15 protein-coding genes are annotated in these 14607 nt (G+C 36.4%); 3 read left to right on the top strand and 12 right to left on the bottom strand.

Going from position 1 to position 14607, the window contains the following annotated elements; all coding sequences use genetic code 11:
* Nucleotides 1-21 precede the first annotated feature (21 nt).
* Nucleotides 22-753 carry a hypothetical protein gene (locus MP622_RS05045; RefSeq protein WP_016166358.1) on the bottom strand — a complete coding sequence of 244 codons (732 nt, stop codon included), beginning with the start codon at nt 751-753 and terminating at the stop codon, nt 22-24.
* Between the two features lie 526 nt (nt 754-1279).
* On the opposite strand from MP622_RS05045, the gene MP622_RS05040 reads away from it, so the two are divergent.
* A complete protein-coding gene (locus MP622_RS05040) occupies nt 1280-1765 on the top strand; it encodes an Lrp/AsnC family transcriptional regulator (RefSeq protein WP_151504952.1) in 486 nt (161 codons plus the stop codon).
* 335 nt (nt 1766-2100) lie between these two features.
* On the top strand, nt 2101-3558 hold the full coding sequence (locus MP622_RS05035) for a DASS family sodium-coupled anion symporter (protein ID WP_016166360.1): 1458 nt from the start codon (nt 2101-2103) through the stop codon (nt 3556-3558).
* A 104-nt stretch (nt 3559-3662) separates the two neighbouring features.
* Here MP622_RS05035 and MP622_RS05030 read toward each other — a convergent pair whose 3' ends face one another.
* From MP622_RS05030 to MP622_RS05000, 7 genes are all read right to left on the bottom strand, one after another.
* Nucleotides 3663-3884, bottom strand: a complete 222-nt coding sequence (locus tag MP622_RS05030; RefSeq protein ID WP_016166361.1) for a hypothetical protein — start codon at nt 3882-3884, stop codon at nt 3663-3665.
* Between the two features lie 165 nt (nt 3885-4049).
* On the bottom strand, nt 4050-4883 hold the full coding sequence (locus MP622_RS05025; RefSeq protein ID WP_243792829.1) for a tetratricopeptide repeat protein: 834 nt from the start codon (nt 4881-4883) through the stop codon (nt 4050-4052).
* Between the two features lie 169 nt (nt 4884-5052).
* Entirely contained in the window at nt 5053-7692 is a 2640-nt protein-coding gene (locus MP622_RS05020) for a bifunctional aconitate hydratase 2/2-methylisocitrate dehydratase (RefSeq protein ID WP_044740404.1), read from the bottom strand.
* 294 nt (nt 7693-7986) lie between these two features.
* Nucleotides 7987-8256: a hypothetical protein gene (locus MP622_RS05015; RefSeq protein WP_243792828.1), complete on the bottom strand. Its 270-nt coding sequence runs from the start codon at nt 8254-8256 to the stop codon at nt 7987-7989.
* A 218-nt stretch (nt 8257-8474) separates the two neighbouring features.
* The gene (locus tag MP622_RS05010; protein ID WP_243792827.1) at nt 8475-8834 is read right to left on the bottom strand and encodes a hypothetical protein; all 360 of its coding nucleotides are present in this window, start codon (nt 8832-8834) and stop codon (nt 8475-8477) included.
* A 110-nt stretch (nt 8835-8944) separates the two neighbouring features.
* The gene (locus MP622_RS05005) at nt 8945-9379 is read right to left on the bottom strand and encodes an I78 family peptidase inhibitor (protein ID WP_243792826.1); all 435 of its coding nucleotides are present in this window, start codon (nt 9377-9379) and stop codon (nt 8945-8947) included.
* A gap of 138 nt (nt 9380-9517) precedes the next feature.
* Nucleotides 9518-9721, bottom strand: coding sequence for a hypothetical protein (locus tag MP622_RS05000; protein ID WP_016166367.1), 204 nt, complete (start codon nt 9719-9721; stop codon nt 9518-9520).
* Between the two features lie 410 nt (nt 9722-10131).
* Here MP622_RS05000 and MP622_RS04995 point away from each other — a divergent pair, with 410 nt between their 5' ends.
* The gene (locus MP622_RS04995) at nt 10132-11283 is read left to right on the top strand and encodes an acyltransferase (protein ID WP_243792824.1); all 1152 of its coding nucleotides are present in this window, start codon (nt 10132-10134) and stop codon (nt 11281-11283) included.
* A 319-nt stretch (nt 11284-11602) separates the two neighbouring features.
* Here the strand turns inward: MP622_RS04995 and MP622_RS04990 are convergent, their stop codons facing one another.
* The 4 genes from MP622_RS04990 to MP622_RS04970 are packed head-to-tail and all read right to left on the bottom strand — an operon-like array spanning nt 11603 to nt 14563.
* Nucleotides 11603-12580, bottom strand: a complete 978-nt coding sequence (locus tag MP622_RS04990; protein WP_243792823.1) for a glycosyltransferase — start codon at nt 12578-12580, stop codon at nt 11603-11605.
* On the bottom strand, nt 12577-13677 hold the full coding sequence (locus tag MP622_RS04985; RefSeq protein WP_243792821.1) for a DegT/DnrJ/EryC1/StrS family aminotransferase: 1101 nt from the start codon (nt 13675-13677) through the stop codon (nt 12577-12579). Before MP622_RS04985 ends, MP622_RS04990 begins: the two co-directional genes overlap by 4 nt.
* Entirely contained in the window at nt 13674-14153 is a 480-nt protein-coding gene (locus tag MP622_RS17385; protein ID WP_016166371.1) for an acyltransferase, read from the bottom strand. The genes MP622_RS04985 and MP622_RS17385 overlap by 4 nt, the downstream gene beginning before the upstream one ends.
* The gene (locus MP622_RS04970; protein ID WP_016166372.1) at nt 14153-14563 is read right to left on the bottom strand and encodes an FdtA/QdtA family cupin domain-containing protein; all 411 of its coding nucleotides are present in this window, start codon (nt 14561-14563) and stop codon (nt 14153-14155) included. Before MP622_RS04970 ends, MP622_RS17385 begins: the two co-directional genes overlap by 1 nt.
* Nucleotides 14564-14607 lie beyond the last annotated feature (44 nt).

Below are 14607 nucleotides of genomic sequence, written 5' to 3'. Positions count from 1 at the left end.
AGTAGAATATGCTCACATCTATTAACTCGCTGCGCGTTCTATCGCATTTAAAATTGCGGCTTCGGTTAACATTTTAGTATTCAATTTACTGACACACATCATCCCCATCCCATCAAAAAAATCTGGTGTGTGCTGCATGAAGAAATCAATATGCTGATTCGCCTGATCATGCATATGAATCGACTCATCTAAAGTCGTTTCTGGAATTACTCTTGGATGCACATAAATATCTTCACGACGTTTTTGTACATCTGGTTTACGTACCGCAACCAATTTAAGTACGTCCAGATAATCCTGTGGCGTATCTACATCTGTTCTCGGGTAAAAATTTTGTGCACACGATGCAAGCAAGGCATAGGCTTTCGGCTGCATCATCGTCACGACAAACCATAATGGAATCAGCGGATGTTTAATGCTGTGCTGTACAGCGACTTTAATCACTGAATTCACAGTTTTATTGCCACGTTGATAATTCGGTAAGAATGACCCACGTGAATTCACCACAAAAATATTCTTATCTCGAATAGTCAGTTTTAATATCAGAATACTGTTATACCCAATTAAACGAACACCATCAAAATACTCTACAACTTGTACAGAGATCGCATCTGAATCATGCATAAAATCATGCAATTCTTGCTTACAGGTATCTGGAAAAATAATACGGTCAAATGCTAAAAGTTGTTCTAGATATTGGTTCTGATGTTCAGGTAATAGCTTCTTATAATCTGTTATTGTTTCGGAAATATTCATAACTCCGTCCGAGTTGAATAGACCTGATCATTCTAATACGAGATGATTCTGTCCGACATCCCCTAAACTAGGTACTTAAGGCTCATATGCTTTATTAAAGGGTGATTATTCATATTTTAAATCAATAGATTACAGAATTGTGTATTCAGCAAAATCAATAAGATGCAAGTAAAATACAACTTTAACCCAATGAGTCTAAATCTTTTAAATTTTAATAAAATAACCCATAAAAAATTTAAGCATTTTTATCAATCATTTTTTAGTTTTAGATCATTTTCACTGATTGTTTGAATATCTGATGGCATCGTAAGTTATAAAAACGAACCATTAGCACCTTTAAGTCACCCTTCCCTAAAGGTGCTAATGGTTCAATTATCACCTTTAACCCATTCAGTGATAATTTATATCTCTAGTCTAATCATTAACTTGCACAAATGTTTACTGTATTTGAAGGAATTTATTTAAATTTCAGCATAAGAATGAAGTATATTTATATTTTAAAGAAGATTCTTCTGTGGAGTAAGTTTTGAGCAGCACAGAATACATGCTAGATAAAATTGATCGAAAGATTTTATCTGCTTTAAGACAAAATGGCAGATTGACCGTCGCACAACTCGCAGATGAAGTAGGACTTTCCTCCTCTCCGTGTTGGACACGCTTAAAACGTTTAGAAACTCTAAAAATTATTGATGGCTATACAGCCAACATCAATCCGAAGGCAATTGGCATTAATGAATTATTTTTCATCGAAATCACCTTAGAACGACATGATGATGAAATTTTGGAGCAATTCAGCCAAACCTTAGCAGATATTCCTGAAGTGATTGAAGCGCATTTAGTGACGGGTGATTATGATTATTTAGTCAAAGTAGCAGTGAAAAATGCTGAACACTATGAACGGTTTTTAAGAAAAAAACTCTATTCAATTAAAGGTATACGTCATACGCGCTCTACTTTTGCCTTACGCCCGCTTAAGTCTGCCACCACATCTGATTTAATGTTGATTGAATAATCGAAAACTCTTTTACTGCAATTTATGTAGATCTATGTTTTAATAGGCGCAGTATGAGATGAGCCTTATATGAGTATAGAAATATCTATACGACTAGCCCTGCGAAAGCAGGGCTTTTTATTGTCTATTTGAAACGATAAATTCATAGTAAATGTATATAACAACTATAAAGAAAAAATGAATTGAGTAGCATCATGGTGTTATTGACGTCAAAGACTGATTAGGCAAAATTAAAATCAATCTTTTATTGGGAATATGTTACTCACACTAGACTTCAACATAATCAATGTTCATTATTTATTCACATAATAACTATATTTTTGGAGTGCACTTCAATGGGGTTTAAACTCATACCAACCATAATTTCAGTATCACTTACCCTTATTATTTGGTTTTTCATCCCAGTCCCACACGATGTCTCTGCAAATGCTTGGCTTCTATTTGCCATGTTCATCGGGGTGATTGCTGCCATTATTGGTAAAGCCATGCCAATTGGGGCAATTTCAATTATTGCTATTGCACTTGTTGCGATTACCCGAGTAACCAACGATAACCCAAGTGATGCCATCAAGGACGCATTAAGTGGTTTTGCCAATCCACTGATCTGGTTAATTGGTATCTCCATCATGATCTCAAAAGGATTACAAAAAACAGGCTTAGGTGCTCGACTTGGATATTACTTTATTGCAGTTTGGGGCAAAAGAACCATCGGTATTGGCTACAGTCTCGCGTTATCTGAACTCATCCTTGCCCCAGTGACCCCAAGTAATACTGCTCGTGGTGGCGGAATTATCCATCCCATTGTACGCTCTATTGCAACGAGTTTTGACTCCGACCCTGAAAAAGGTACAGAAGGAAAAATTGGTAAATATTTGGCTTTGGTCAATTATCACTCAAACCCCATCACTTCGGCGATGTTTATTACCGCTACCGCACCGAATCCATTAGTTGTTGAGCTTGTAGCAAAAGCCACCAATAGCCAGATTCAGCTGAGTTGGACGACATGGGCATTAGCCATGGTGTTACCCGGTATTGTGGCTTTGGCGTTAATGCCAATTGCACTTTACTTTATGTACCCGCCTGAAATTAAAAAAACACCCAATGCCGCTCAGTTTGCCAAAGAGCGTTTAAAGGAAATGGGCCCCGTTACCTTACACGAAATGATCATGCTTGCTGTGTTTGGAATTTTACTCTTACTCTGGGCGGGTATTCCCGCAATGCTGTTGGGTGATATGTGGACATTAGACCCCACCACAACCGCATTTATTGGTTTATCTCTTTTATTACTTAGTGGTGTTTTGACTTGGGATGATGTCTTAACTCAAAAAAGTGCATGGGATACCGTAACATGGTTCGCTGCACTGGTGATGATGGCCACCTTTTTAAATAAGCTTGGCTTAATCGCTTGGTTTTCTGATGTTTTACAAACGAGCATTGGGCAGCTTGGCTTAACCTGGGTTCCAGCTTCCATGCTTTTACTATTTGCTTATATGTACGCCCATTACATTTTTGCCAGTACTACTGCACATATTACCGCTATGTTTTCAGCATTCTACATTGCAGGTATCGCATTAGGTGCTCCTCCAATGTTCTTTGCACTGATTATGGCAGCAGCATCAAGCATTATGATGACACTGACCCATTATGCGACGGGTACATCCCCTATTATTTATGGTTCGGGTTATACAACACTTGGTGAATGGTGGAAAGCAGGTTTTGCCATGAGCATTATTAATATGGTTATTTTTATAGTCTTAGGTGGAATTTGGTGGAAGATGTTGGGTTATTGGTAAGATAATTCAGTATTAAAAAGCCCCATCAAGGGGCTTTTTAACGTCTGTATTTTCAAGAGACTAAGCTACAACTCTATTTATTGGATTTACACTAATCAGGTTCATTAATCAGGCTTAATATCATAAACCCAATTTCGCGCCTGTTTGTCTGTGGCCGTTTCACAGACATAGTAGTCATGATCCCATGAGTCTTGGTGGAAAATTTCCATTTTTCGGTAAGTGACTTGTTTGCCATTTTCGACACATACAAAGCTGTCACCTTGGTCTTTTACGGCAGAACCGTTAAGAAATCCACCAATACAGAGGAAGCGGGATTGTTTAGGCATTTGCTTAGATCTACTTTTAATCTTACTAAATAATGAGGTAATTAAACGATTTATTAGCTAAACTGTATATATTTTTATTGCATTCTCTTTATCTAAAAAAACAACTTACCTAATATCAATATTACTTCGATTCTAGTCGTAGGCTACGGTTTCTTAATGACTGTATCACTCACATTCTGGTATTTGAAAGTCATTTTTAGATGCAATTTCTTTGAAAATCTTGAAGGTTTCAACAGGATTTTGTCTACATGCCGACTTAAACCATTTTAATGACTCAGCTTGGTTCTTTTCAACACCTAACCCACCATAATAGAGTGAAGCTAAGCCAATTTTAGACTTATAATCCCCTCTACCTGCCGCCTTTAAAAACCAATTATATGCTTTAACATAATCAGGGTTTTGAATATTGCTTTTAAGATATATCATTGCAATCCTTGATTGATATTTCAATACTTCTTTTTCTGCTAGCAATAGTGTTGGTTGCTCAGCCAAAATCATATTATCTAAATCGATATAATAATAGTCTGCTAAACTCTCGATATCTTTTTGTTGCCCTTTTTCAGCTAAATCTATGAGAATTTCTTCAACTTTTTTTTCATTTCTTGGTACTTCTTTTAAATAATACATTCTCAACAAATTACGCTGAGAGTCTTCAACTTTTCGGTCAGCTGCAATCGAAAACCATTTGGCAGCCTCAGGATAATTAACAGCAACACCTTCACCTTTATAATAGATTAGTCCTAAATTATGATTTGCAGAACGATGCCCTAATGCCGATGCCCGTTTATATAATTCAATAGCTCCCTTTAAATCTTTTTCAACTCCATACATACCATTTTGCTTTAGTACAGCCAAATCATAGAGCCCTTGCTTGTTATTGTTTTTTGCCTTTTCTAACGTACCAGCCAGATCAAAAGATATTTGTTCTTCCGCATGTATAACTGTTATAAAGCTAATAACCATCATAGCAATGCTAAGTATATTTTTCACAGACTTCATTTTTCTTCATTTAAAAATTAGGTAGAGTAGACCGATTAGCCTCAATATATAAGTGACTATATAAAATAATGACTGATTCTAAATAAAATTACTTAGTATTTATTTTAAATAATAAGGGCTGATTAATCAGCCCTTATTTTTAACTCATTAAAACTTAATTATCAATTAATTAAGTTAACTGAGCAGCAGCAATTTTCTTAGTATCTACCTTATCCGCAGCATTTGTATATTCGCCCATTTGGTCGAAATTCAAATATTTGTAGATGTCAGCAGACATACTGTCAATTTGAGCTGCATATTGTTGGTATTCTTCTGGAGTTGGTAATTTACCAAGTACAGCAGCAACAGATGCAAGCTCAGCAGACGCCAAGTAAACGTTAGAACCTTGACCTAAACGGTTAGGGAAGTTACGTGTAGAAGTCGATACAACCGTTGTGTTCGGCGCAACACGTGCTTGGTTACCCATACATAATGAACAACCAGGCATTTCAGTACGTGCACCAGCACGGCCATAAGTGTTATAGAAGCCTTCTTCCATTAACTGGTGTTCGTCCATACGTGTTGGTGGAGCCAACCATAAACGAGTTGTTAATGAACCGCTTGGTACTTTCTCAAGTAACTGACCAGCAGCACGGAAGTGACCAATGTTCGTCATACAAGAACCGATGAATACTTCATCAATTTTGTCGCCTTGAACGTCAGAAAGAAGTTTTGCATCATCTGGATCGTTCGGGCAGCAAAGGATAGGTTCTTTGATGTCAGCAAGGTCGATTTCATACACTTTCGTGTATTCAGCATCAGCATCAGCTTTAAGAAGTGATGGGTTAGCCAACCATTTTTCCATGTTTTCAACACGGCGAGCCATCGTACGCGCATCGCCATAGCCTTGTGAAATCATCCACTTAAGCATTGTGATGTTAGAACGTAGGTACTCAGCAACTTTCTCTTCAGAAAGTGTGATTGCACAACCAGCAGCAGAACGTTCAGCAGAAGCGTCAGAAAGTTCGAATGCTTGTTCAACAGTCAAATCAGTTTCCATTTCTGACAAGTCGATTTCTAAGATACGACCAGAGAAGATATTTTTCTTACCTTTTTTCTCAACAGTAAGATCGCCTTCCTTGATTGCATAGTAAGGGATTGCATGTACAAGGTCACGTAAAGTGATACCAGGCTGCATTTTACCTTTAAACTTCACAAGAACTGACTCTGGCATGTCAAGTGGCATAACACCAGTTGCTGCAGCGAACGCTACAAGGCCAGAACCTGCTGGGAATGAAATACCAATTGGGAAACGAGTATGCGAGTCACCACCAGTACCTACTGTATCTGGAAGAAGCATACGGTTTAACCAAGAGTGGATAATACCGTCACCTGGACGTAAAGAAACACCACCACGGTTCATGATGAAGTCAGGAAGCGTATGTTGCATTTGTACGTCAACTGGCTTTGGATAAGCAGCAGTGTGACAGAAAGACTGCATAACTAGGTCAGCAGAGAAGCCCAAGCAAGCTAAGTCTTTTAACTCGTCACGAGTCATAGGACCAGTTGTATCTTGAGAACCCACTGTAGTCATCTTAGGTTCACAGTAAGTACCAGGAATTACACCTTGACCTTCTGGAAGACCACATGCACGACCAACCATCTTCTGAGCTAAAGTGAAACCTTTACCAGTTGCAGCAGGTTGTACAGGAGTACGGAATAAAGTAGATGGAGCAAGACCTAAAGCTTCACGCGCTTTAGCAGTCAAACCACGACCCACGATCAAGTTAATACGGCCGCCGGCACGTACTTCGTCTAGAAGAACTGGAGTTTTAAGTTCAGATTCAGCAATTTGTTCGCCGTTTTTGAACGCAGTTACTTTAGCCGCTGAGTGATCTATTTTAAGAACAATTTCGTCACCCATGTTCATGTTCGCAACGTCAATCTCTACAGGTAACGCACCAGCGTCTTCCATAGTGTTGAAGAAAATCGGAGCGATTTTAGAACCTAAGCAGTAACCACCGTCTTTTTTGTTCGGAATGTGCGCGATTTCGTCACCGAAGAACCAAAGTACAGAGTTAGTTGCAGACTTACGAGAAGAACCTGTACCAACAACGTCACCCACGTAAGCAACTTGGTTGCCTTTAGCGATGAGTTCTTTAATTTGGTTAAGTGGGCCAACTTCACCAGGAACTTCTGGGTTGATTCCATCACGTACGTTTTTCAACATCGCATTCGCGTGTAATGGGATATCTGGACGGCTCCAAGCGTCTTGAGCTGGAGACAAGTCATCAGTGTTTGTTTCACCAGTTACTTTGAATACAGTAAGTTTAATTTCTTCTGGAACATCTTTACGGCTAGTGAACCATTCAGCATCAGCCCAAGATTGAAGAACTGCTTTCGCATTTTCGTTACCCGCTTTCGCTTTGTCAGCAACGTCATGGAATGCATCAAATACAAGAAGAGTTTTCTTTAATGCTTCAGCAGCTAAGCTAGCCAATTCTGCATTGTCTAAAAGCTCAACTAGAGGTGCTACGTTATAACCACCAAGCATAGTACCTAGTAAGTAAACCGCACGTTCTTTAGAAACTAGTGGAGAAGTCGCTTCGCCCTTAGCCAAAGCAGCTAAGAAAGCAGCTTTAACGTATGCAGCTTGGTCAACACCCGCTGGAACACGGTTTTCTAGTAAATCAACTAAAAATGCTTCTTCGCCAGCTGGTGGGTTTTTTAATAATTCAACTAATTCAGCTGTTTGAGCATCATCAAGTGGCTTCGGTGGGACTCCGAGTGCGGCACGTTCTGCAACGTGTTGGCGGTAAGCTTCTAGCACGGTGTTATTCCTCTTTTTTAAAAAATTATTTACGCATTCCTGCTTTAAACAAAGCTACGCAAATAATATGGACTGCTTGATTTTACTAAAATTCCAGTTAAAAGTTAATGCGCTACAAGTGTTTCTTCGTGATGCCCATTATTTTCTAACTAAATGATGCTCATATCAATTGCATATAAAAACAGCAATATAGTCAGATCATTTGGGCTTTTTTCACATTAACTTTGAACTGCCATTCAAAAACAAAAAAGGCAACCTATGTTGCCTTTTTTTACTACAGATAAATATTCAACCTTAGTGGACAGTCGTGTCCTTTAAATATTCAGCCAATCCTGATTCATCACCTTCAAATTTGATCTGAATTTCATCTTCATGCAACATCATGTGTTGCGCACTGGCAAAAGAGATTTTTACAGCATAGAGCTTCAGATCCGTGTCTATTGAGTGTTGTATATAAACTCTATCGCCAAGACTCAGCACATAATGACTCCCAGATATGATCATACAATGTGTTTCGTCCTGTAAAAGTAAATCAGCTTGATTTAAATATCCAGCTACTTCCATATCTCACTCCTTCTGCTTGTTATTGTTCTGTCTTTATTATTGTTTAAAAATGGACTGTTTTCTATATCTACAACCCTATCAAATCATATATTTAAAATATGCTTAGGCTATTTCAATGACCTTAAATATCAAATCATTCCACTTAAAAATCTAGTAAATAAAAGCCTTATGTATCTTTCCACAAGGCTTTTATTTAAATTTTAACCGTAATGAGCAAGTTAGAACTGCTTATACTCTGGCAATTTATCGTGTGGGGTGACCAAACATTTCTCAGTAATTTGCGTCTTAATTTGCTCACGTGCTGCATCTTTATCTTGTTTAATTTGCGTTTCAGGCATTGCGTACACTTGTTCAATAATGTCCAGAATGAATTTTTTGGTAAATTCATCATCAATTTTGTTGGCGTGCTCAATCGCCTTATTTTTTTCAATAGCACTTTGACGATCAAGCATAATTGAACGTGCAGCATTCCCCATACTGGTACAGTAGCCGTGCCATTGTTCTTCAGGAGTTAATGGCTTCTTTTCAGAACATCCTGCTAATGCTGCCACAATAGCTAAAAAATAATTTTTTTTCATGCATACTCTCCAATTTTGCGCACTATGATAGTCAAACTTTTTGAAATGATGAACCATTACTGGCTTTGAATATTAAAAAAGCCCTAATTAGGGCTTTTTTACTCGATCAATTAACCGCAATTTGCTTGAACTACTTTATTATCTTTAGGATTAATAGTTACAGTTACCCGGTCCTCGCGATAATCCATCGTCACAGGTTGACCTGGCTGTACTAAGCGCACAGTTTGGGCATTGGTTTTTTGTTTAATTTGCGCCTCAGTCAAGCCACTCTGCCCAACCAAAGTTGCTGCTTGTTCAGGTACACATTTTGCCTGATTCTCACGGAAAAATTGCCATTCTTCTACAATTTGCCCATTCAGTAAATGACAATACCCAACCTCACCATTGGCTTCTTTTCTAATTTCCAATTTACCATCTTGTTCAACACAAAAAGTGCTTGCTGGATTCGCCATCCCAATGTTCGTTTTTCCAGTTTCTGTCTTTTGCACTGTACTACAACCCGACAGAATCACCATGATCAACCCAAACATCATATTTTTTTTCATAAAGGATATTTCTTTAAATAAAAGATTAACATAGCAAAGATATTGAAAATAAACTGTGCGAGTTTTGCAAAATATCAATTAAAAAAAAGCCCATCAATCGAAGGACTTTTTACTTAAGACTTATTTTATATGCCAACTTTAATTCACTGAATGAATATCAAGTTCTTCATTTTTCGCTAAAACTACCGAAGCTAAAATTGGGACACCCAAAATAAAAGGTACCGCAAAAATCCAAAAAATCACGGTATAGTGCGGATTAAAGAGAAATTTAATAGCTATTGCCGCCAAGATTAAAACTGAAAATAAAATCGCTGCAAAACGCAGTACAAATTTGATTGGCATGGTGATTATCGCTCAAAATTAGCAAGTCCAATTACTATACACCTACTTTTCATATGGTTTAATTGGTTTTAGGTATCTAGTGGCTGTTATCTATAGGTTTTCTTGATCCAGGCAAACCACCTTAAGTACGATGGAAATACTTTTTCGAAGCTCATTAAAATATAAAGATCATAGTGGAAGCTATATTTTTAAAAATAATGCCCTAAAGATACTCTTTCGAGGTTCTGTTCTTAACTTTAACTTATTAACCCAAATTTGAAGATGCTGAGTTCTAAAATGATCCACATAGTAAATGAAACAGCCTATAAAGCAGTAAACCTAGGATTTAATATATTCAAAAATTAAAATCATGTGGAAATATAAGAAAAGCATACATAAAATGCCCACGTAATCTTTTCATCAACATCATTATGCAATTTTTTCCAATTGATGCCTTATATCTTTTTCTAGTCCTAGTTTTGTGTATCGGGCTTGCCGCTATTCTCTTAAAAAGAGCTCAATTTTTACCGAGTGAAATCATTCAGCGTGCTTCTCCACTGGACGGTTTACGTGGGATTCTTGCTCTTTCTGTACTTGCTCATCATTTCTACATCACTTATGTATGGAAAACTGTGGGTGAATGGAAAAAACCTGAATTTATTTTAATCAATAATTTCGGAGGAACTGCCGTTTCGCTCTTCTTCCTCATTACTGGTTATCTTTTTATTAATAAAATGATGCAAGTGGATATCAATTGGAAGCAACTTTATCTATCTCGAATAAAGCGGATCTACCCTCTTTATATAGCAGCTTTCATCTTCATTTTTGTTATTACTTTACTTAATGTTGAGATCAATAGTGCTATTTTTGGGGCTTTATTGAAATGGGTCAGTGACTGGCTTCTTTTCAAGGGTGGAAGCTTTGAAGGATTTGAAAGTGGTCTCATCATAGCAGGTGTAAGTTGGACATTGGCGTATGAATGGAAGTTTTACTTTAGTCTTCCAATTATTTATTGTGTTTATCACAAAAAAATTCCCTTAACTTTGTCCATTATCATTATTGCAGCCTTATTTTTCTATATTTTAAAGGAAAAGTCTCACTATTATTATGCCCTATTTGTTCTTTCTATCCCCGCAATTAAACTGAAGCAACAATTTAAAAAATTTATGTGTGAGTCCCCTCATACAACCAATGTAATTGTAATAACATTAAGTTTGTTTTCTTTATTCTTTACAGATCCTTATACATTTTCACAAATGATTCCTCTAGCGATCATTTTTGGATTTATTGCAAATGGTTATAATTTCTTTGGTGTACTCTATCACAATGGTTTACGGATACTTGGAGAAGTTAGCTATAGTATCTATCTTATTCATGGTGCCGTTTTGTACTTTTTCTTTTCTATTCTAAATGTTATAGACTTCAATAATATTTCTTTGCACTCCTATTATCTTTTATTTCCAATTATCTTCAGTTTTGTTGTGTTGTTATCAATTTTTACATACAAATTTATTGAGAGTCCCTTCCTAAGAAAAAAAGCAACACGATCTAAAGTTGATCATTCATTAGTTATAAATAAGTAGATAACAATGGTCACTTTTCGAGTGATCATTTTATTGAGAAATAATTTTGATAGACTCCATTCAAACATACTTTTATTATCATAATTCAGCGAAGTTATAATATATTTTTTGCATAAATCATAAGTTACCAAAATCGCATATAAGATATTTTCACATCATAGATTCCAATACTGAACTAAAAGTATCTATAATCTTTTGAAAATAGATAACTAGTCCCCTCATTTTAATACTATATTAAAATGGGAAATTTTTTTAATAATAAATCTACTCTACATAAAAAAGCTCGATCCTAAATCGAGCATTATTTTATCTATAAGATTTAAAAATTTTTCCCACGTAACTTTCTTAACAATGATTTGAAAAAGAAAGGGAGGATAGATGTTTTTTTTGCTTGGCTGAATAAATCTAAAAACGATTTCTGATCTAACAGCATTTGCTTTACAAGCTCATACTTATTCATTCTGTCTTCAATAAGTTTAATAATGATTGGATCTACCTGCGCTGTTTTACTATCTATAAGTCTTTGGGATAATACTGGAAGCATAATGTTCACTTCTCTTATCTGCATTTTTTTACGAAGTTCAGAGTCGGCTTTAGCTTTATTATCATACTTTCCGGACTCGGATATACCCACACCTAAACGATACTTCACAAGGGGTTTATTTATATAAACCAGTCCTTTCAGTATTGAACTACGATATGCAAGCACTAAATCTTCATAAGCTTTAAGCTCGGTAATCTCACCAAATTTTTCAAATAAGCTTTTATGCCAAGCATGTGAAGCACCACAAATTAAAGCTGAACTAACAGCACATTTTTCTACAGCTCTACCATGCTTTTCTACTGGTGGAAGACTAACCTTGCCAAGTTCACCAGAGGGTGACATTTCCAGAACATCTGAGTAAATCGATGTAGGCTGATTCGTTGACTTGCAATAAGCAGTGACAATTTCAGTAACCCTATTCGGCTCAGAAATATCATCTCCTGCGGCTGCAACTAATAACTCTCCAGCAGCTAATTTGTTCGCTAGGTTAATGTGCGGAATTAATCCAATGTTATGCTCATTTTTATTAAGTTTTACCTTATGCGGCCCCGAATATTGCTCTGCAACTTCAGTCATTATCTTAAAAGTATCATCACTTGAACAATCATCAGAAAAAATAATTTCTAATGGTGAATAGTCTTGCGCTAGGATGCTTTCACAAGCTTGTTTAATATATTCGGCTTGATTATAAGCAAATAAAAAAACTGTTACCGAGGGCGCTTTTCTCACAAACTCTTGATTAGTGCTATTCATGAGAACCCTTTTAATACACCAATAATATAAGAAACTGATTCCTCACTTAGATGAGGACCAATTGGCAAGCTCAATATTTCATTAGAAACGTTTTCAGTTAGTAGAAGCTTACCCTTCAAATGTGATAATTCAGTCTCATAAGCACACTGAGCATGTGGTGGGATAGGGTAATGAATCAGACTTTGAATACCATGCGCTTGTAAATAGTCTTGTAACTTGTCTCTCTGTTTAGATCTAATTACAAATAAGTGCCACGCAGAATTTGCCTCTGGGATAATCTCAGGAAGAATAAAATTTGTACCCGAAAGTCCTAAAAAGTACATTTCGGCAATTTTTTGTCGACGCGCATTCCATTGATTCAAATGTTTTAATTTCACACCTAAAATAGCCGCTTGAATTGGATCTAGGCGACTGTTATACCCTTTCTCAATATTTATATATTTTTGTGCAGAGCCATAATTTCGAAGAGTACGTAATTGGTCAGCAAGAACTTTATCATTAGTTGTAATTGCACCACCATCACCTAAAGCACCCAAATTCTTACCTGGATAAAAACTCCATGCTACAGCATGACCATGACCACCAATTTTTTTCCCCTTATAGGTAGAACCATGTGCTTGAGCAGCATCTTCTAAAACTTTTAAACCATATTTTTCAGCAATTTCTAAAATTGGATCTAAATCAACAGGCTGCCCATATAAGTGCACAGGAATAATGACTTTTGTTTTATCTGTAATTGCTGATTCAATTAATTCAGGATTAATGTTGTAAGTTAACTCGTTGAATTCTACTGGAACTGGTATAGCACCACACTGACTAACTGCTAATAAAGTTGCAATATAAGTGTTAGATGGAACAATTACCTCATCCCCCTGAGTTACACCCATTGCTCTTAATGAGAGCGTCAATGCATCAAGGCCATTAGCGACACCAATACAATAGTTTGCTCCACAATATTCTGCAAAATCTTTCTCAAACTGCTCGACTTCAGGGCCTAAAACATAATAGCCACTATTTGTCACTCTTAAAATTGCTTCATCAATTTCTGCTTTTAATTCTAAATATGCAGCTTTTAAATCTAAAAATGGAATATTCATGTTTCGTCACTAGGCTTTGAAATTTTAAGAATTTTTGCAGGATTTCCTACAACAGTAGCATATTCAGGCACATCTTTAGTTACGACAGCTCCTGCCCCAACAACGGCATAAGCTCCTATTACAATTCCTGGCAAAATTGTGGCACCACCACCAATTGAGACATTATTGTGAACTAGTGTATCTAACTGCTCATAATGTTTATTACCGCTAATTGGATATCTATCATTTGTAAAAGTCACATTAGGACCAATAAAAACGTCATTACCAATCGTTAGACCATCCCATAATTGAACGCCCGATTTTACTGTAACGTTATCGCCAATTACCACTCGATTTTCAATTAAACAATGAGAGCAAATATTACAATTTCGACCAATTATGGCTTGCGGTAGTATTACAGCAAATTGCCAAATTCTTGTCCCGTCACCAATTGCTTTACTCTGAACATCAGATAAAGGATGAATAAAGTAGTTCACTATTGGCACTCTTTTATAAAGTCTTCATAATTACGAATATAATCACTTTCATCGTAGAGCTCACTTGCCAGCACCATAAGCACGCAGTTTTCTGAAAAAGCGAACATTTCACGCCAAATTAAGCCTTCCAAATATAAACCTTGATTGGGTGAGTCTAATAATACGGTGGTTTTTTCTTTCCCATTGTCGATTAAAATTTGACACGATCCATTCACACAAACTAAAACTTGTTTTAAGTTTCTATGAGCATGAAATCCTCTTTTAACATCCGTCTTCGTGTCAAAAATGTAATAGACTCGTTGAATATCAAAAGGGATGCTTATATTTCTTTCAAGTGAAATCAATGACCCTCTATCATCTCCTTTCACATTAAAATCAATGAGCTGAACGGCTCGAGAAAAATTTTTCATATATAATTCATAATTAAATAATGTAGCCAATTATACAATTTACC

Origin of the sequence: Acinetobacter sp. PK01 (assembly GCF_022819285.1) — a bacterium.
Taxonomy (GTDB): Bacteria; Pseudomonadota; Gammaproteobacteria; order Pseudomonadales; family Moraxellaceae; genus Acinetobacter; species Acinetobacter tandoii.
This window is presented reverse-complemented; position numbering and strand designations above follow the sequence as displayed.